The sequence below is a fragment of the Pseudomonas sp. Colony2 genome, from assembly GCF_019382755.1.
Lineage (GTDB): Bacteria > Pseudomonadota > Gammaproteobacteria > Pseudomonadales > Pseudomonadaceae > Aquipseudomonas.
The window spans coordinates 4,003,511-4,022,042 of record NZ_CP080030.1 but is presented as its reverse complement, the minus strand read 5'-3'; the positions used below and the strand labels follow the sequence as shown (position 1 = coordinate 4,022,042).

The window sequence follows — 18,532 nt, the reverse complement described above, 5'->3', positions numbered from 1 at the left end:
AGCCCCAACCGCTCATGCCACTCGGCAATCGACTCCTCTGGATACTCCTCAAACTCCAGGTCCCCCGCGCGAACACTCACCTCAACCCACGGCGCCTTCGACCCCAGCATCAAATGCGTATGCTCCGGCGGCACCGGCAACGGCGTATCAATCGCCGAAGCAAACGGATGAATCAACTCCGGCCACTGCGGACTGAACAACCACAACCCCGACCCACACTGCGAACAAAAATGCCGCTCAGCCGTACTCGCATGCGCCCGGCTATCCCCCGGCTCTTTCATCCGCGCGTGATAAATCGAAATCAACTTGCGCCCCCGCACCTTGAGGCTCCTGGCATCCCCCCCAAGGTTGATCGCATACCCGCCACCCCCCTGGGTCTTGCGACAAATCGAGCAATAACACCGCTGATAAGGGTAGGGATGCGCACTCTCAAGACTGAACGAAACCGCGCCGCAATGGCAGGAACCTTCAAGCTGCATGACCAGATCTCCTTCGCAAAAGGACAACGTTAGCTTAGGCGCCCGGCAGCCGGGGCGGTTCCATCTCGGGCATCAAGGTCGCGATCAACGCCCGAATCGTCCCCGGCAACGCCTCCAGCTCCCGCACCAGAATACTGCGCTCGCGCACTGCCCAAACTTCATCCAGCTTCACCGTCACCAGTTGCATGGTCCGGCTGTGCCGCACCGCCGCCGACTCGGGAATGATGCCGATCCCCACGCCCGCCTCAACCATCCGGCAGATCGCCTCGAAGCTCGACATTTGAATGCGCAACGACAAGTGCTTGCCCAGCCGCTCCACATGCTCACGCAGGAAACTCAGCAACGTGCTGCCGTCATGCAAGCCGATATGTTGATAAGCCAGGGTTTGCTCCAGCGTCACCGAAGGCAGGCCCGCCAGCGGATGCCCCACCGGTACCGTCAGCACCAGGTGGTCGGTGCTGAAGTGCAGCACCTGCAAACCCGACGCTTCCACAGGCCCGGCGATGATGCCCATGTCGCTGGTGCCATCCAGCACGCCCCGCACGATATCCCGCGACAGCCGCTCCTGCAGGTCCACCGTCACGCCGGGGCGCTGGGACAGGAAGCCGGCCAGCACCTCCGGGAGAAACTCGGTCACGGCGGTGGTGTTGGCAAAAATGCGGATATGCCCGGCCGAGTCGATGCCGTATTGGGTGAACTCGCTTTTCAGGTAATCCACCTGGCGCATGATCAGCCGCGCATGGTGCAGCAGTCGTTCGCCCGCCGGGGTGATCTCCACGCCACGGCTGTCGCGGTACAACAGGCGGGTGTCGAGCTGGCCCTCCAGGGCCTTGATCCGCGCACTGGCGGCGGCCGGTGAAAGGAACGCGCGCTTGGCGCCCTGGGTCAGGCTGGGGGATTCGGCGATATGGATAAACAGGCGTAAGTCAGCCAGATCAAAGTGCATGCAAGGCTCCGGGGCAGCGACGAAGAACCCATGTGGGAGCAGGCAAGCCAGCTCCCACATTGATCATCCGGGTTCTTGAGATCTTTTTATGGGCGATGGCGTTCAGCATAGCCGAACGCTGCTTTATTGAAATGCAAATTCTCAGAACGGCCAAGGCCCAGCATGATCCGGTTCAGATTCCCTGCCCGAGGACATGCACCCGATGAGCGCCACAGACTGGATCGGCCGTAGCGAAACAGCCCACGACCACTTGAGCCACAACCTGCTCAAACGCATCGCCGCCACCTTTGGCGAAGCGGCACCGGCAGATGGCGAGCCGGTTCCGCCCTTGTGGCAATGGTGCTTCTTCCAGGACCCGCTGCCCGAGTCCGCCCTGGGCGGTGACGGTCATCCGGCCCGTGGCGGCTTCCTGCCGCCGGCCGATAATCGCAACCGCATGTGGGCCGGCGGGCGTATCGAGTTCTTCCATGCATTGCGTGCCGGTGAGGCCGCCACCCGCGTTTCGACCATCACCCGGGTGGAAGAAAAAACCGGTCGCACCGGCTCGTTGTTGTTCGTCACCGTGCGCCACGACTATTCCCAGGACGGCCGCCTGGCCCTGCGCGAAGAACAGGACATCGTCTACCGCGAACCCACGCCGCCCAAACAGGGCAGTGGTGACGCGCTCCTCGAAGGCGCCTGGCGTGAAGCGGTCGACCCGACGCCAACCCTGTTGTTCCGCTACAGCGCCGTGACCTTCAACGGCCACCGCATTCACTACGACTACCCCTATGTCACCGGCACCGAAGGTTATTCGGGGCTGGTGGTGCACGGTCCGCTGATCGCCACCTTGAGCCTGCGCGCATTTTGCCGCGCCAACCCCGCGGCCACGTTGCGCCGTTTCTCGTATCGCGGCGTGCGTCCGTTGATTGCCCCGCAAGCCTTTGAAGTGGGCGGGCACGTCACCGCGCCGGGCGTCGCGGAACTGTGGGCGGGCAACGCCGACGGCCTGGCCCAGCGCGCCGAACTGCATTTCGAATAAACCTCCAAGAACAACAGGCGGAGAGCCGTTAATGAACCCGAATGACAACGAAGAACTGAATGCCATCCGCGAAGGCGTGCGCGCACTCTGCGCCGAATTCGACGCCGCCTACTGGCGCAAGGTCGATGAAGAAAAGGGTTTCCCGGAAGCCTTCGTCAAGGCCCTGACCGACGCCGGCTGGCTGTCGGCAATGATCCCGGAAGCCTACGGCGGCTCCGGCCTGGGGCTGGCGGAAGCCTCGGTGATACTGGAGGAAGTGAACCGCTGCGGTGGCAACTCCGGCACCGTCCACGGCCAGATGTACAACATGTTCACCTTGCTGCGTCACGGCAGCGAAGCACAGAAAAGCTTCTACCTGCCCAAGCTCGCCAGCGGCGAATTGCGCCTGCAGTCGATGGCCGTGACCGAGCCCACCACCGGCACCGACACCACCAAAATCAAGACCACCGCAGTCAAGCGCGGCGACAAGTACGTGATCAATGGCCAGAAAGTCTGGATCTCGCGGGTGCAGCATTCCGACCTGATGATCCTGCTGGCCCGCACCACGCCGTTGGCCGAGGTGAAGAAAAAATCCGAAGGCATGTCGATCTTCCTGGTGGACTTGCGGGAAGCCATCGGCAACGGCCTGACCGTGCAGCCCATCGCCAACATGGTCAACCACGAGACCAACGAACTGTTCTTCGACAACCTGGAGTTGCCGCTGGACAGCCTGATTGGCGAGGAGGGCAAGGGCTTTCGCTACATCCTCGACGGCCTCAACGCCGAACGCACCCTGATTGCCGCCGAGTGCATCGGCGACGGCCGCTGGTTTATCGAGAAAGCCAGCGCCTATGCCCGCGACCGCGTGGTATTTGGTCGGCCCATCGGACAGAACCAGGGCGTGCAGTTCCCGATTGCCGAAGCCCATATCGAGATCGAAGCGGCCGACTTGATGCGCTGGCGTGCCTGTGAGGAATACGACAGCGGCGCCAATGCCGGGGCCAGCGCGAACATGGCCAAGTACCTCGCGGCCAAGGCTTCCTGGGAGGCGGCCAACGCCTGCCTGCAAACCCACGGCGGCTTCGGGTTTGCCTGCGAATACGACGTGGAGCGCAAGTTCCGCGAAACCCGCCTGTACCAGGTTGCGCCGATCTCCACCAACCTGATCCTGTCCTACGTGGCCGAGCATCTGCTCGAACTGCCACGCAGCTTCTGAGGGCCCGACCATGAGCCATACCCAAGCGCTGTGTCGGTTCCTCGCCGAGTTGAATTACGCACAATTGCCGGACGCCGTACTTGCCCGCACCGAAGACCTGTTCCTCGACTGGCTCGCCTCGGCGCTGGCCAGCAAGGGCGCGCATCCGATCCCGCTGTTCGAACGTTATGCCCGCAGGATGGGCCCGGCTGATGGCCCGGCGCAGATCATCGTCAACGGCGGCAGCAGCAGTGCCTATTTCGCCGCGCTGGTGAATGGCGCGTCGTCGCACCTGGTGGAGCAGGATGACCTGCACAACAGCTCGGTATTGCACCCGGCGACCGTGGTGTTTCCGGCGGCATTGGCGGCGGCGCAAGACCTCGGCAAGTCCGGGCGCGAGCTGCTGCTGGCCTCGGTCGCCGGCTACGAAGCCGGGATTCGCATCGGTGAATTCATGGGCCGTTCCCACTACCGGATCTTCCACACCACGGCCACCGTCGGCACCCTCGCGGCGGCGGTGGCCGTGGGCAAATTGCTCGACTTCAACCAAGAGCAATTCATCAACCTGCTGGGCAGTGCCGGCACTCAGGCGGCCGGGCTGTGGGAGTTCCTGCGGGATGCCGCCGACTCCAAGCAACTGCACACTGCCAAGGCCGCTGCCGATGGTTTGCTGGCGGCTTACCTGACGGCGGACGGGCTGACCGGTGCGCGCAATATTCTGGAAGGCGATCAGGGTATGGCGGCGGGCATGTCCACCGACGCCGACCCAGGCAAATTGTCCGATCGCCTCGGCAGCCGCTGGGCGCTGCTGGAAACGTCGTTCAAGTTCCATGCCTCGTGCCGGCATACCCATCCGGCCGCGGATGCGCTGCTGGATCTGATGCAGCGCGAAGGGCTCGGCCATGAGCAGATCGCCCATGTGGAAACTCGCGTTCACCAGGGCGCCATCGACGTGTTGGGCCGGGTGACGCTGCCGCAGACCGTGCACCAGGCCAAGTTTTCCATGGGCACCGTGCTGGGGTTGATTGCCGTGCATGGCAAGGCCGGGCTGACCGAGTTTCACGAGCTGGCGCTGAGCGACGGGGACGTGGCGGCGTTTCGCGACAAGGTCTCCATGACCCTCGACGCCGAAGTCGACGGTGCCTATCCGCAGCGCTGGCTGGGCCGGGTCATCGTGACCACCGCCGATGGTCGCACCCTGCACGGCGCCATCGACGAACCCAAGGGCGACCCGGGCAACACCCTGAACCGCTCGGAGCTGGCCGACAAGTTCCAGCGCCTGACTCAATTCAGCGGTGCCCGCACACCCGCGCAAACCACCGGGCTGATCGAAAAAGTCTGGGACCTGCGCAACGCCGCGTCCCTGGCTCACTGGCTTTAAGGAACTGTCATGACCGCTAATCAACGACCGCTGGACGGCATCACCGTTGTCAGCCTGGAACACGCGATTGCCGCACCGTTCTGCACCCGCCAGTTGGCCGACCTGGGCGCGCGGGTGATCAAGATCGAACGTCCCGGCGCTGGCGACTTTGCCCGGGGCTATGACGAGCGCGTGCGCGGCCTGGCCTCGCATTTCGTGTGGACCAACCGCTCCAAGGAAAGCCTGACCCTGGACCTCAAGCACGACGATGCCGGGGACATCCTGGAAACCCTGCTGGCCGATGCCGATGTGCTGGTGCAGAACCTCGCACCGGGCGCGGCCGCGCGCATGGGTTTGTCATTCGAGGCGCTGCATGAGCGCTTCCCGCGGCTGATCGTCTGCGACATCTCCGGCTATGGCGAGGGTGGCCCGTATGAAAAGAAAAAGGCCTACGACCTGCTGATCCAGAGCGAAGGCGGCTTTCTCTCGGTCACCGGTGGCCCGGGTGAAGACCAGATGGCCAAGGCCGGCTGCTCCATCGCCGATATCTCGGCCGGGATGTACGCCTACAGCGGCATCCTCTCGGCGCTGCTGCTACGGGGCAAGACCGGGCAGGGCAGTCGCATCGACGTCAGCATGCTGGAAAGCCTGGTGGAGTGGATGGGCTACCCGATGTATTACGCGTTCGACGGCGCGCCCCAGCCACCGCGCGCGGGTGCGGCGCATTCGACGATCTACCCCTACGGGCCGTTTCCCACCGGCGACGGCGGCACGGTGATGCTCGGTTTGCAGAACGAGCGGGAATGGGCGGCGTTCTGCGACAAGGTGCTGCTCACCCCGGAATTGGCCACCGACGAGCGTTTCTCGGCCAACTTCAAGCGTTCGGAAAACCGCGACGTGCTGCGCCAGATCATCGTCGACAGTTTTGCGCAGATGAGCGCCGAGGGCGTGATCCAGCGCCTGGAAGACGCGCAAATCGCCAGTGCCCGGGTCAACGATATGCAAGGGGTGTGGGACCACCCGCAGCTCAAGGCCCGGGACAGTTGGCGTGAAGTCGACAGCCCGGCGGGCAAGTTGCCGTCGTTGCTGCCACCGGCACGCAATGCCGCGTTCACCCCGCGGATGGATGCGGTGCCGGGGCTGGGGCAGCACAGCCAGGGGATTCTCGACCAGCTGGGTTACTCCGCTGAAGCCATCGACGGCCTGCGTATCCGCGGCGTTATCTGACAAGGAATCGAACGATGCCAACCTCTCTTGTGCGCTCTGCGCTGTTTGTACCGGGCAGCCGACCGGAACGTTTTGCCAAGGCCCTGGCCAGCGGCGCCGATGCGGTGATTGTGGATTTTGAAGACGCGGTGGAAGAGCCGCTCAAGCGTCAGGCCCGGGACAACCTCGGGGTGTTTTTGCAGGCGGCGCCGGCGGCGCGGGTGTGGGTGCGGATCAACGCGCCGGAGCATCCCGAGCATTTTGCCGATGTGGCGTTCTGTCAGGCCCACGCCGGAGTCGCAGGGGTGTTGCTGCCCAAGGTTGAAAGTGCGGCCCAGGTGGCCGTGGTGGCTGCAACGGGCAAGGCTATCTGGCCGATTATCGAGAGTGCGCGGGGTTTGCTGGCGGTGGCGGAAATCGCCCATGCGCCGCTGGTGGAGCGCCTGTCGTTTGGTGGCCTGGACCTGGCGCTGGACTTGAACCTGAGCAGCGGCTCCCCGGCCGCGCAATTTGCCCTCGACCAGGCTCGCCTTGCCTTGATCGTGCATTCCCGCGCCGCCGGGCTGGTGGCGCCGCTGGACGGCGTGCACCCGGCCATCGACGACCCCGAAGGCCTGCGCCGTTCGATTCGGCATGCCTATGAAATGGGCTTTGCCGGCGCGCTGTGTATCCATCCCAAGCAGGTGGCGGTGATTCACCAGGCGTTGGCCCCCAGTGCCGAGGATCTGGCCTGGGCCAAACGGGTGGTGGATGCCGGTGCCCATGGGGCCGGGGCGTATCAACTGGACGGGCAGATGGTGGATGCACCGGTGTTGTTGCGGGCCCAACGATTATTAGCCGCGCAACCGTAGAAATGTGGGAGCGGGCTTGCTCGCGAAAGCGGTGGGTCAGCCAGTGCATCCGGTGACTGGCACACCGCTTTCGCGAGCAAGCCCGCTCCCACATTGGATCTCTGTCGTTTGCAAAATCAGCGTTCGTCCACGCCGAACGCAGGTATCTAAAATTCGAAATTCTCTATACGCGTGACATCAGGCACCTTGCCCTATAACACAACAATAAGAAGGTGATTTTCCATGCTCAAGCTTTCTCGGGCGCTGTTCTGCGCCGCCACCTTGTTTGCCGCGGGCCTGGCCCAGGCGGCCGACCCCATCGTGATCAAGTTCGCCCACGTCGTCGCGGAAAACACCCCCAAAGGCCAGGGCGCCTTGCTGTTCAAGAAGCTCGCTGAAGAACGCCTGCCCGGCCGGGTGAAAGTCGAGGTGTACCCCAACTCCTCGCTGTTCGGCGACGGCAAGGAAATGGAAGCGCTGCTGCTGGGCGACGTGCAGATGCTGGCGCCGTCCCTGGCCAAGTTTGAGCAGTACACCAAGCAAGTACAGATCTACGACCTGCCGTTCCTGTTCAACGACCTGGCGGCGGTCGACCGTTTCCAGGCGGCCCAGGGCAAGGCGTTGCTGACCTCGATGCAAGACAAGAACATCCTCGGCCTGGCCTATTGGCACAACGGCCTCAAGCAACTGTCGGCGAACAAGGCATTGCGAGAGCCCAAGGATGCCCGTGGCCTGAAATTCCGCGTGCAGGCCTCCAGCGTCCTGGAAGAGCAGTTCAAGGCGATCCGCGCCAACCCGCGCAAGATGAGTTTTGCCGAGGTGTACCAGGGCTTGCAGACCGGCACCGTCAACGGCACCGAGAACACTTGGTCGAACTATGAAAGCCAGAAGGTCAACGAAGTGCAGAAGTACTTCACCGAATCCAACCATGGCCTGATCGACTACATGGTGATCACCAACGCCAAGTTCTGGAACGGCCTGCCGCCGGATGTGCGCACCACCCTGGACCAGGTCATGGTTGAAGTCACCGTCGAGGTGAACAAGCAGGCCGAGGCGCTGAACCAGTCGGCCAAGCAGAAGATCATCGACGCTAAGACCAGCGAAATCATCGAGCTGACACCGGAGCAACGCCAGCTCTGGCGCGAAGCCATGCGCCCGGTGTGGCAGAAGTTCGAAGGTGAAATCGGCGCTGACCTGATCAAGGCGGCCGACGCGTCGAACCAGTAATTTGGAGAGCACCGAGATCAAATGTGGGAGCGGGCTTGCTCGCGAATGCGGTGTATCAGTCACCGAATGCATCAACTGAAAGTCTGCATTCGCGAGCAAGCCCGCTCCCACATGTTGATCCGGTTCCCGCCTCCAAGCCTTGCACACACCTATCTCCGCTTCGCGAGGTTTTGCCATGCAAACGCTAAGGCGCGTCTGGGAGCACCTGGAGGAAGGCTTTATCGCCATCCTGCTGGCCGCCATGACCCTGGTGACTTTTGTCTACGTCATGCTCAACAACATCTACACCCTGTTCTTTGCCCTTGCCGACAAGTGGGCGTGGAGCAGCGGTTTCTTCAACGCCCTGGGTGACCACACCATGGGCTGGGCCCAGGACATGACCTGGAGCGTGGCGCTGACCAAGGCCATGTTCGGCTGGCTGATTTTCTTTGGCATCTCCTACGGCGTGCGCACCGCCGGCCACTTGGGCGTGGACGCGCTGGTCAAGCTGACGCCGCGCCGGGTGCAGCGCCTGCTGGGCATGCTGGCTTGCCTGTGCTGCCTGGCCTACGCCGGGTTGTTCATGGTTGCCAGCTACAAATGGCTGAGTGCGGTCACCACCGCGCACATCGGCGCCGAAGACCTCGACAAGTTCGGCATCGACGTCGACGACATCGTGGTGATCGTGCCCATCGGCTTTGCCCTGGTGTTCATCCGCTACCTGGAAATTTTCTACCGCATCTTCACCCACCGCCAAACCGGGCTGGGCCTGGCCGACGAAGCCGGTGAAGCCAGCAAGTTGGCCGGCAGCCATGAGGAGCGTCACTGATGGCCGTTCTGTGTCTGTTTTTGCTGCTGTTCGTGTTCATGTTCCTCGGTGTGCCCATCGCGATTTCCCTGGGGTTGTCGGGCGCGGTGTCGATCCTGATGTTCAGCCCGGACTCGGTGAGTTCCCTGGCAATCAAGCTGTTTGAAACCTCGGACGCCTATACCTTCCTGGCGATTCCGTTCTTCCTGTTGTCGGGTGCGTTCATGACCACCGGTGGCGTGGCGCAGCGGCTGATCGACTTTGCCAACGCCTGCGTCGGGCATATCCGCGGCGGGCTGGCGATTGCGGCGGTGCTGGCATGCATGCTGTTTGCCGCACTGTCGGGCTCCTCGCCCGCGACAGTGGCGGCGGTGGGTTCGATTGCCGTGGCGGGCATGGTGCGCTCGGGCTACCCGAAGGAATTCGGCGCCGGGATCATCTGCAACGCCGGTACCCTGGGCATCCTGATTCCGCCGTCGATCGTGATGGTGGTGTACTCGGCCGCCACGGAAACCTCGGTGGGCAAGCTGTTCATGGCCGGGGTGATTCCGGGCCTGCTGCTGGGCTTGATGTTGATGGTCGCGATCTACATCGTCGCGCGCATCAAGAAACTGCCGGCCCAGCCGCGGGCGACCTTTCGCGAGTGGCTGACCTGCGCCCGCCGGGCATTCTGGGGCCTGTTGCTGCTGGTGATCATCCTGGGCGGGATCTACAGCGGCATGTTCACCCCGACCGAAGCGGCGGCGGTGGCGGCGGTGTACTCGGCGTTTGTCGCGCTGTTCATCTACAAGGACATGAAGATCAGGGATTGCCCCAAGGTGCTGCTGGAGTCCGGGCGCCTGGCGATCATGCTGATGTTTATCATCGCCAACGCCATGCTCTTCGCTCACGTGCTGACCACGGAGCAGATTCCCCAGGAAATCACCGCGTGGGTGATCTCCGAGGGCCTGACGCCGATTGGTTTCCTGATCATGGTCAACGTGGTGCTGCTGGTGGCGGGCAGCTTTATGGAGCCGTCGGCGATCGTGCTGATCCTGGCGCCGATCTTCTTCCCGATTGCGATGAAGCTGGGGATCGACCCGATTCACCTGGGAATTGTGATGGTGGTCAACATGGAGATTGGCCTGGTGCATCCGCCGGTGGGGTTGAACCTGTTTGTGACCTCGGCAGTGACAGGGCTGACGCTGGGGCAGACCATCCGCGCGGCGTTGCCGTGGCTGATGATCCTGCTGGTGTTCCTGATCATGGTGACTTACCTGCCGTTCATATCGCTGGCCTTGCCGCATTGGCTGGGGATGTAAACCCAACTTGAATCACGCCACAAAACAATGTGGGAGCGGGCTTGCCCGCTCCCACATTTGAGGTGTGCAGGGATTTATTTATCCATCGCACTCAAGATCGCATGGGCCACTTTTACCCGTTCGGCATTCGGGTAGTTCTTGTTCGCCAGGATCACCACCCCCAGGCCTTTGCTCGGCACGTACGCCACGTAGGCGCCAAAACCACCGGTGGCGCCAGTCTTGTTCACCAGCGTGTCGGCATGGGGCGCTTGCGGTGGTGTCAGCCAGTTGACCTTGTGGGGCTGAAAGGCCATTTGTGCCGAGTTGCCTTCCGTCAATGCATCCAGCGTGATTGGGTAGGGGTACATCTCCCAGCCGAGGCCCTGGGTCATGCCATCCACCGTGTAGTAGCCGGTGTTAGTTGCGGCAATCGCCTGTTGCAGCGGCTTCTCCAGCTTCGCCGGGTGCATGTTCACTTCAACGTACTGAATCAGGTCCGAGGTGCTGGTCTTGATGCCGTAGGCCTCGGCGTCCAGGGCGCCAGGCCCTACACGCACCGGTTTGCCGGCCTTGTCGTAACCCTGGGCGTAAAGGTTCATTTGTGACTTGGGTACGCTGATAAAGGTGTGCTTGAGGCCGAGTTTCGGCAGCAGGGTCTGCGCCATCAACCGGTCAAACGGCTGGCCCAGGCTTTGCGCTGCCAGGTGGCCGAACAAGCCGATGCTCGGGTTGGAATACAGGCGTTGGGTGCCGGGAGCGAAGTCCGGTTTCCAGTGCTGGTAGTAGCTGATCATCTTGCCGGCGTTATCGGACTCATCGGGGAATTGCAGGGGCAAGCCACCTGCGGTGTAGGTGCCGAGGTTGAGCAGGCTGATGTGGTCAAACGTGTCGCCGCGCAATGCCGGCAGGTATTGGCTGGCCGGGTCCGACAGCTTCAGCTTGCCGTTGGCCAGGGCATAGCCGGCAAGGGTGGCGGTGAAGGTCTTGCTCACCGAGCCGATTTCAAACAGGGTGTTTTCGGTGACGGGCTGCTTGCTCTCCTTGTTGGCGACGCCGTAGTTAAAGTATTGCGCCTTGCCGTTCTGTACGATCGCCACCGACAGGCCGGCGATGTCCTGTTGCTGCATCAGGGGCTGGACAGTGCTGTCCACGACCTGGCGCATGTCGGTAGCCGCCATGCAGTTGCCTGCGCCGAGCAATAAGGCGAATATCGCGGTGTTGCGCACGGTTGGAAAAAGGGATGTGTACATGATGACGTGACTTCCATGAAGGTGATCGGGTGAATACCGTTGCCTGCGCAGGCGCCGCAAATCTAGGCAGTTTGTGATCCCGCGGCAAACGATGATATCTCGCAACAGCCATTAGAAAAATTAGGGTCAAGCCATGCTCCGTTCCCATTTGCCACTCAACGCGCTGCGAGCCTTCGAGGCGTCTGCGCGGCATTTGAGTTTTACCCGGGCGGCGATTGAACTGTGCGTCACCCAGGCGGCGGTCAGTCACCAGGTGAAAAGCCTGGAGGCGCAGCTCAATGTCACGCTGTTCAAACGCCTGCCCCGGGGCCTGATGCTCACCAGCGAGGGCGAGACCCTGCTGCCGGTGTTGCGCGAATCCTTCGACCGGATAGCTCAAACCTTAGGCCAGTTTGAAGGTGGGCATTACCGCGAAGTATTGACGGTAGGCGCGGTGGGCACCTTTGCGGTGGGCTGGCTGTTGCCGCGGCTTGCGGATTTCCAGGCGCGCTACCCGTTTATCGACTTGCGCCTGTCCACCAACAACAACCGCGTCGATGTGGCGGCCGAAGGCCTGGATTACGCAATCCGGTTTGGTTCCGGCGCGTGGCACGGCACCGAGGCGTGCCAATTGCTGGAGGCGCCGCTGACGGTGCTGTGCGTGCCGCAACTTGCTCGGCAATTGCAGACTCCGGCGGACCTGTTGAAGCACACGCTGCTGCGCTCATATCGTGCGGATGAGTGGACGCAATGGTTCCAGGCCGCGGGCTTGCCTGCCGATACGCTGGTGCCGCGCAGTATCGTTTTCGACTCGTCCCTGGCGATGATGGAGGCGGCGCTGCAAGGGGCGGGGGTGGCCCTCGCGCCGGCGATGATGTTCAGCCGGCAGTTGGCGACGGACGTGATTCGCCAGCCGTTCGAGATCGGCATCACCACCGGCAGTTATTGGCTGACGCGCTTGCAGTCACGGGCCGAGACGCCGGCGATGCTGGCGTTCAAGACGTGGCTGCGTGAAGTGGCCATGCATTGAGGTTGGGTCGACGCTGTGGCGAGGGAGCTTGCTCCCGCTGGGCCGCGAAGCGGCCCCAAAGAAGCGGCGGTGTTAGTTCAGCAAGAACGCGGCGGATGGTTTCAGGGTCGCTGTGCAACCCAGCGGGAGCAGGCTCCCTCGCCACAGGTTATTCTCCCACTCGGTCTGCCATTGATCATAAGAGGCTGCAATGCAAACTTCCGGCGTAGACATCCGTCAACTCAAGGCCTTCGTGGTGGTGGCCGAGGAGCTCAGCTTCGTGCGCGCCGCGACCCGCCTGCATGTCTCGCAACCGGCGCTGTCCCAGACCATCCGCCAGTTTGAGGCGCTGCTGGACGTACAACTGTTCCAACGCAACACCCGCAACGTAGCACTGACCGAAGCCGGCCTGGCCTTGCTGGTAGAGGCGCGGGAAATCGTCAATGGCGTAAGCCGCCTGGTACGCACCGCCCACGAACATGCACGCGGCGTACGCGGCTCATTGAATATCGGCTTCCTGATCGGCGCGGGTGTGGACTTGATGCCGCAAATCCTCAGCGTGTTCGCCAAGCGCTACCCGGAGATCGAACTGGTGGTGCGCGAGTATGACTTCGGCTCGCCCCATGCCGGGATCGACGAGGGCATGGACGTATCGGTGCTGCGCCCGCCACTGGGCCTGCCGGACATCGAGTTGCACACCCTGGTGACCGAACCCTGCGTGGCGTGCCTGGCGTCCAGCCACCGGTTGGCCGGGGAGAGCAGCGTGAGCATCTACGATGTGCTGGATGAGCCGATCATTGCTGCACCGGGAGTGGGCGTGTGGCGCAGTTTCTGGACCGCCGACGCGTACCGCGATGGCCAGCCGGCGCGGATTGTCCATGAAGCTTCGACGGTGGAGACCGAGTTGCAGGCGGTGGCGTCGGAGCGCGGGATCAGTATCACCGCGCTGTCCACTGCACGCTTTTATGCGCGGCCCGGCCTGGCCTTCCCGGTGATCAGCGATATGCCGATGTGTGAAGTGGCGGTCGCCTTGCCGCCACAACCGAGTGTGGCGGCGCGCAACTTTGCCGAGTTGGCGATGGAAGTGGCGAGCAGCCGGGGTTAGTCAGGACAGGTCGTGCAGGGATTTGCCGTTGGGCGCACTTACCTGAAGCTCGGAAAACTCCACCTCCAGCCCGCCACGTTCCGGCGTGCAGCAATAAGGTCCCACCTGATACGACGCAGCCACGGGGAACGGCGCCAGGCGCACCAATGGCCAGCTCACGCCATCCACCGACACCTGCACGCGCAGCACGCCCTTGGCCACGGTGGCGCGAATCCAGAACGCCTCGGGATCACCCGGGAACACACCGGTGGCCCAGTCCGACACGCCATCGGTCAATACGCTGCTCAACAGCGTCACACCGTCGGACAGCTCTGCACCGATCTTCACCCAATGCGCTTCATCCACCCGCACCATCAACCCGGCCTGGTCATACAGGTGGGTAAACGCGCTGTGGATCTTGACCTGGGCGGTGAAGTCACCGTCGGTTTCAACAAACAGGAAATGCCCGTTGTCGCGCACAAAACCATAGTGGGTTTCGCGCCAGAAATCGGTGCTGGCATCGGTGCGCACCTTGAGGCGCTCGCCTTCTTGGCTCCATTGCTGGGGTTGATTGAGCCAACTGGCCTGTTCAAACATCGGGAAGCTCCTTGAAGGTGACAAGACAAAACCCCGGCGCCCGGGGTTTTGTTGTTTGGCTGCAATCAGCGGCTAGTGGTCGAGCAATTTGCCGCTCGGCCCGGCGGTGCCATTGTTAAGGCGCGTGCGCAGCGAAAACAACCACCACAGCACGCCGACCCCGAGTGTAACCCCGGTGGTGATGGCGCCGGTGTGGCTTTCTTCGGGCACGCTCAGGGTCAGGATCACCGCGATGGCCCACAGGCCGCCGAGGACGATCATCGGCAACAACCACTTGCCCAGGCTGAACACACCCGCAGGCGCCCCCGGCATCCGGCCATTTTTATAGGCCAGGTACGCGGCAATCAGCGTCAGCAGGTAGGTGCAGTAGTAGGTCAGGCCGACCATCGAGTAGATCGCCGTGACAAACCCGCCGCTCGCCAGGTTCAGCAGCACGGCGATGGCGGTGATCAGCACGATGGCGGCGACCGGCGTACCGAAGTGCGGGTTGATCTTCGCCAGCACCTTGGAGCCCGGCAGCATGTTGTCCCGGGACAGGGCGAAGGTCATGCGCGTGGCCACCGCCATGTTGGCGATGAGGCAGGCGAGGATCGAGGCGAAGGCGATCACGATCATGCCCACGCCGGCGGCGTTGCCCAGTTGCAGGCGCACGATATTGATCACCGGGTTTTCGCTGTGGCTGAGCAGCTCGCTGACCGACCCCGGGATCGCAATGCTCAGCAAGGCGAACACCACGAAGCCCAATACACTGGACACCAGCACCGCACGAATCATCGCCCGGGGCGCGGCGCGGCGTGGGTCCTTGGTTTCCTCGGACAGGTCGGCGGCGCCCTCCCAGCCCAGCAGCACCGAGACCGGCAGCAAGGTGGCGAGGGCGAGGGTGGTGAAGCTGAGGGTGCCGCCGCTGACCGGTTGTGCCGAGGTCAGGATCGCCACGCCCTGGGTGTGCTCGAAGAAGAAAAACACCCCGAAGAACAACGCAATCGCCAGCAGCACCGTGCCGATGATTTCGATGATTGCGCCGATGTCGTTGATCCGCGTGGCCAGGCGAATCCCGCAGATGTTCAGCAGGCCTACCACCAGCGTGGCACCGATGCTCAGGCCCTGGATCTGGCCCTGTGTCGGGCTGGCCCAGATCTCCGGCGCGAACACCGTGCCGATGGCCGCCGAGGTGGCGGCTGTACCGGCGACAAACGAGGTGAACGCGACCCAGCCGGTAAACCAGCCGAAGTGATTGCCCGCCAACCGGCTGGACCATTGGTAGGCGTAGCCGGTAAGCGGAATGCGCCCGGCCAGGTGGCAGTAGACCATGACGATGCAGCACACCAGCGGGATCACCAGCAGCCACAAAAGGATGCCGATACCGCCGACGCGGTTGAACGGGTCGGCGAACAGCGTGACCACCCCGGTGTTGATCGAGACCATGGAAAAGGCCAGGGCAAACGAGGTGAACGAACTCATGGTGCGGTGCATCTTTTGCTCGTAGCCGAGGCTGGCCAGGTCGGCGTCGTCGCTGGACAGCGGGGCCTGGGCATTCGGCGGGGCGGTCACGGTGTTTTCAACGAATGTGCTCATGGCCGTTGCTCCTCGATGATGCCGATCACCTCGTCCAGCACATCGAGGGCCTTGGCCAGCAACGGGCGTTCGATATCCAGAGGAGGCTTGACCTTGATCAGGTTACCCAGCCCGGCGTAGCGGCTTTCGCCAAACAATACGCCGCGCTCCACCCCAAGGCGATACACCTCCTGGGATTCCCGGCAGGCCGGTTCCTTGGTGGTGCGGTCCTTGACCAGCTCGATGGACGCCATCAGCCCGGGGCAGCGCACGTCGCCGATCAGCGGGTGGCGGGTTTGCATGTCCTTGAGGCGGGCGGTGATGTAGTCGCCGGAGTCGCGGGCCTTTTCGCAGAGGTTGTCGGCGACGATCGCTTCCACCGTGGCGTAGCCGGCGGCCAGCGAGACCGGGAAGTGGCCGAAGGTCAGGGCTTCTTCGCCTTCGTCGAACCACTTGAGCTTGTCATCGGCGAGGATCCCGGCCAGCGGGAAGCCGCCGCCGACGCCTTTGCCGAACACGATGATGTCGGGCAGCACGTCGTAATAGTCCGCAGCGAACATCGTGCCCATGCGCCCGAAGCCGGTCTGCACTTCATCAAAAATCAGCAGCACGCCGAGGCGGTCGCAGATCTCGCGCACGCCTTTGTAGTAGGAGCGGGGGAACTCGATATGCCCGCCATTGCCCTGGATCGGTTCCATCATCACTGCTGCCACGCCACCGTCGACGCCCTTGAGGATGGTTTCTTCCAGCAGGCCAAGGCACAGCTGCGACTCGGTTTCCGGGTCCATACCCAGGCGCGTGCGGTACGGGTTGGGGTGGGGGACGCGGGTGAAACGTGGCTGGATCGCCAGGAACGGATTGTTCGGGTGTGGCCAACTGGCGCCGAGGGTGGCCAGGGAGCGGCCGTGGTAGCCGTCCTGCAGCACCAGCAGGTTCTGTGCGCCGGGGCGGTTCTTGAAAGCCAGTTTCATCGCCATTTCACCGGCGAGGCTGCCATGCAGGGCAAAGCCCATCTGGTTGAGGGCGCCCGGGGAGACTTCCCGCAGCTTCTTCACCAGCCGGGTGTGGGCCGGTGAGCCAAAGTTGGGGCGGATGTGAGTCATTTCGCGCAATTGCGCAACGGCGGCTTCCACCACCCGGGGGTCATTGGCCCCCAAATTGTTCGACCAGGCCTGGGCGGTACAGTCGATGTATTCCTTGCCCTGATCGTCCCATACCAGCGAGCCTCGGGCCTTGACCAGGTTGATCTTGGCGGGTGCGGTGTTCATCACTTCATTCATCTGCGTTATCTCTTTTGTTAGGGCGGCAGTGTTTGGGGATGTGTGCAGTTAGGGTTGTGACTCGCTGCATCGAGTTGACCCGATGCTAGTCCCGGGAACGGGAGGAATAGAAAGACCGATTGCAGTGGGATTGATTGGCGTGGCTTATCAATAGAATCCTCTGAAACAAAATGAAACATTTGTCGCGGGCCAGCCTCTACCGTATCTCCACGACGAGTACCTCTATGAAAATTCCGCGTCCCTCTTCACGAATGCCCCACCTCACGCAACTGCGCAACCTGAAGATGGCGCGCTCCGCCCACGCATATGTGCGGGGCAGTACGATTCAGTTTTACGAGTGGCTGCACAGCCAGCGCGGCCGGCGCTTGCCCCACGGACCGGAGATCTGGATCTGCGGCGACTGCCACGCCGGTAACCTCGGGCCCACGGGCGATACCAAGGGCCGGATCGACATGCATATCCGTGACCTTGACCAGGCGGTGATCGGCAATCCGGCCCATGACCTGGTGCGCCTGGCCTTGTCCCTGGCCACCGCTGCGCGGGGTTCGGACCTGCCGGGGGTGACCACCGCCCGCATGCTTGAAGAGATGATGGTGGGCTACGCGCAGGCGTTTAAGGACAAGCCCGACGAGGCACCGCCGCGCCCGTCCCAGGTCAAGTCCGGGATGCGCAGTGCAGTGGAGCGCACCTGGAAGAATCTGGCTCGCGAACGTATTGAAAACACCCGGCCGACGATTCCATTGGGCAAGCATTTCTGGTCGTTGTCGCGGGCAGAAAAGTCCGCCCTTGAAACGTTGTGCGCGTCGGATGAAATCCACCGGCTGGTGACTTCGCTCAAAGGCCGCTCCAACGACGCCGAGGTTGAGCTGCTGGACTCGGCGTATTGGGTCAAGGGTTGCAGCTCCCTTGGATTGCTGCGTTATGCGGTGTTGCTGGGAGTAGGGGACAAATCTGATCAGGAATACTGCCTGCTCGACATCAAGGAAGCGGTAGGCGCTGCCGCGCCGCGTGCGGCCCGGGCAAAAATGCCTCGGGATAACGGCCGGCGGGTGGTGGAGGGCGCGCGGCACCTGTCACCGGCGTTGGGGGAGCGGATGTTGGCCACGCGGTTTCTGGATCACGGGTTTTTCATCCGCGAACTGCTGCCCCAGGACATGAAGCTGGAGCTGGATGAGCTGAGCGAGATTGATGCGATGCACGCGGCCGGGTACCTGGCGCGTGTGGTCGGCGTGGCTCATGCGCGGCAGATGGACCGGGATACGCGCAAGGACTGGATGGCGCTGTTGCAAGAGAATCGCTCCAGGCAACTGGATGCGCCTTCGTGGCTGTGGACCAGTGTGGTGCAGTTGGTGGGGAGCCATGAGGAAGGGTATTTGAATCATTGCCGGCGGTATGCGCTGGAGCACTGACCTCAAGAAAGCTGAAAGTCCCCTGTGGGAGCGGGCTTGCTCGCGAAAGCGGTGGATCAG

General features: G+C 62.9%; 17 protein-coding genes. 11 read left to right on the top strand and 6 right to left on the bottom strand.

Annotation, left to right across the window (positions count from 1 at the left end):
- The coding region (locus JV201_RS15870) for a GFA family protein (protein WP_219407187.1) at positions 1-479 on the bottom strand (479 nt) is incomplete at its 3' end.
- Positions 480-513: 34 nt separating this feature from the next.
- Positions 514-1,425 carry a LysR family transcriptional regulator gene (locus JV201_RS15865; RefSeq protein WP_008436234.1) on the bottom strand — a complete coding sequence of 304 codons (912 nt, stop codon included), beginning with the start codon at positions 1,423-1,425 and terminating at the stop codon, positions 514-516.
- 202 nt (positions 1,426-1,627) lie between these two features.
- On the opposite strand from JV201_RS15865, the gene JV201_RS15860 reads away from it, so the two are divergent.
- From JV201_RS15860 to dctM, 8 genes are all read left to right on the top strand, one after another.
- On the top strand, positions 1,628-2,446 hold the full coding sequence (locus tag JV201_RS15860; protein WP_087695071.1) for a MaoC family dehydratase N-terminal domain-containing protein: 819 nt from the start codon (positions 1,628-1,630) through the stop codon (positions 2,444-2,446).
- A 31-nt stretch (positions 2,447-2,477) separates the two neighbouring features.
- Positions 2,478-3,641, top strand: coding sequence for an acyl-CoA dehydrogenase family protein (locus JV201_RS15855; protein ID WP_087694986.1), 1,164 nt, complete (start codon positions 2,478-2,480; stop codon positions 3,639-3,641).
- 10 nt (positions 3,642-3,651) lie between these two features.
- Positions 3,652-5,001, top strand: coding sequence for an MmgE/PrpD family protein (locus JV201_RS15850; RefSeq protein WP_008436239.1), 1,350 nt, complete (start codon positions 3,652-3,654; stop codon positions 4,999-5,001).
- Positions 5,002-5,010: 9 nt separating this feature from the next.
- The gene (locus JV201_RS15845) at positions 5,011-6,207 is read left to right on the top strand and encodes a CaiB/BaiF CoA-transferase family protein (RefSeq protein WP_003215053.1); all 1,197 of its coding nucleotides are present in this window, start codon (positions 5,011-5,013) and stop codon (positions 6,205-6,207) included.
- A 14-nt stretch (positions 6,208-6,221) separates the two neighbouring features.
- A complete protein-coding gene (locus tag JV201_RS15840; RefSeq protein WP_177122232.1) occupies positions 6,222-7,037 on the top strand; it encodes a CoA ester lyase in 816 nt (271 codons plus the stop codon).
- A gap of 222 nt (positions 7,038-7,259) precedes the next feature.
- Positions 7,260-8,243 (top strand): C4-dicarboxylate TRAP substrate-binding protein DctP, encoded by a 984-nt coding sequence (gene dctP / locus JV201_RS15835; protein WP_003215057.1) that lies wholly within the window; start codon positions 7,260-7,262, stop codon positions 8,241-8,243.
- 175 nt (positions 8,244-8,418) lie between these two features.
- The gene (locus JV201_RS15830) at positions 8,419-9,051 is read left to right on the top strand and encodes a TRAP transporter small permease (protein WP_003215060.1); all 633 of its coding nucleotides are present in this window, start codon (positions 8,419-8,421) and stop codon (positions 9,049-9,051) included.
- Positions 9,051-10,331 carry a C4-dicarboxylate TRAP transporter large permease protein DctM gene (dctM, locus tag JV201_RS15825; protein WP_003215062.1) on the top strand — a complete coding sequence of 427 codons (1,281 nt, stop codon included), beginning with the start codon at positions 9,051-9,053 and terminating at the stop codon, positions 10,329-10,331. Before JV201_RS15830 ends, dctM begins: the two co-directional genes overlap by 1 nt.
- A 74-nt stretch (positions 10,332-10,405) precedes the next feature.
- On the opposite strand, the gene ampC is transcribed toward dctM, so the two are convergent.
- The gene (gene ampC / locus JV201_RS15820) at positions 10,406-11,560 is read right to left on the bottom strand and encodes a class C beta-lactamase (RefSeq protein ID WP_219405698.1); all 1,155 of its coding nucleotides are present in this window, start codon (positions 11,558-11,560) and stop codon (positions 10,406-10,408) included.
- Between the two features lie 133 nt (positions 11,561-11,693).
- On the opposite strand from ampC, the gene JV201_RS15815 reads away from it, so the two are divergent.
- Positions 11,694-12,569, top strand: a complete 876-nt coding sequence (locus JV201_RS15815; protein ID WP_003215066.1) for a LysR family transcriptional regulator — start codon at positions 11,694-11,696, stop codon at positions 12,567-12,569.
- 190 nt (positions 12,570-12,759) lie between these two features.
- A complete protein-coding gene (locus tag JV201_RS15810; RefSeq protein ID WP_003215068.1) occupies positions 12,760-13,653 on the top strand; it encodes a LysR family transcriptional regulator in 894 nt (297 codons plus the stop codon).
- On the opposite strand, the gene JV201_RS15805 is transcribed toward JV201_RS15810, so the two are convergent.
- From JV201_RS15805 to JV201_RS15795, 3 genes are all read right to left on the bottom strand, one after another.
- The gene (locus JV201_RS15805; RefSeq protein WP_102369219.1) at positions 13,654-14,229 is read right to left on the bottom strand and encodes a DUF1349 domain-containing protein; all 576 of its coding nucleotides are present in this window, start codon (positions 14,227-14,229) and stop codon (positions 13,654-13,656) included.
- A 72-nt stretch (positions 14,230-14,301) separates the two neighbouring features.
- Positions 14,302-15,804, bottom strand: coding sequence for an APC family permease (locus JV201_RS15800; protein ID WP_219405697.1), 1,503 nt, complete (start codon positions 15,802-15,804; stop codon positions 14,302-14,304).
- Positions 15,801-17,063, bottom strand: a complete 1,263-nt coding sequence (locus tag JV201_RS15795) for an aspartate aminotransferase family protein (RefSeq protein WP_087695004.1) — start codon at positions 17,061-17,063, stop codon at positions 15,801-15,803. Before JV201_RS15795 ends, JV201_RS15800 begins: the two co-directional genes overlap by 4 nt.
- Positions 17,064-17,287: 224 nt before the next feature.
- Between JV201_RS15795 and JV201_RS15790 the strand changes: the two genes are divergently transcribed.
- Positions 17,288-18,472 carry a DUF2252 domain-containing protein gene (locus tag JV201_RS15790; RefSeq protein WP_219405696.1) on the top strand — a complete coding sequence of 395 codons (1,185 nt, stop codon included), beginning with the start codon at positions 17,288-17,290 and terminating at the stop codon, positions 18,470-18,472.
- Positions 18,473-18,532 lie beyond the last annotated feature (60 nt).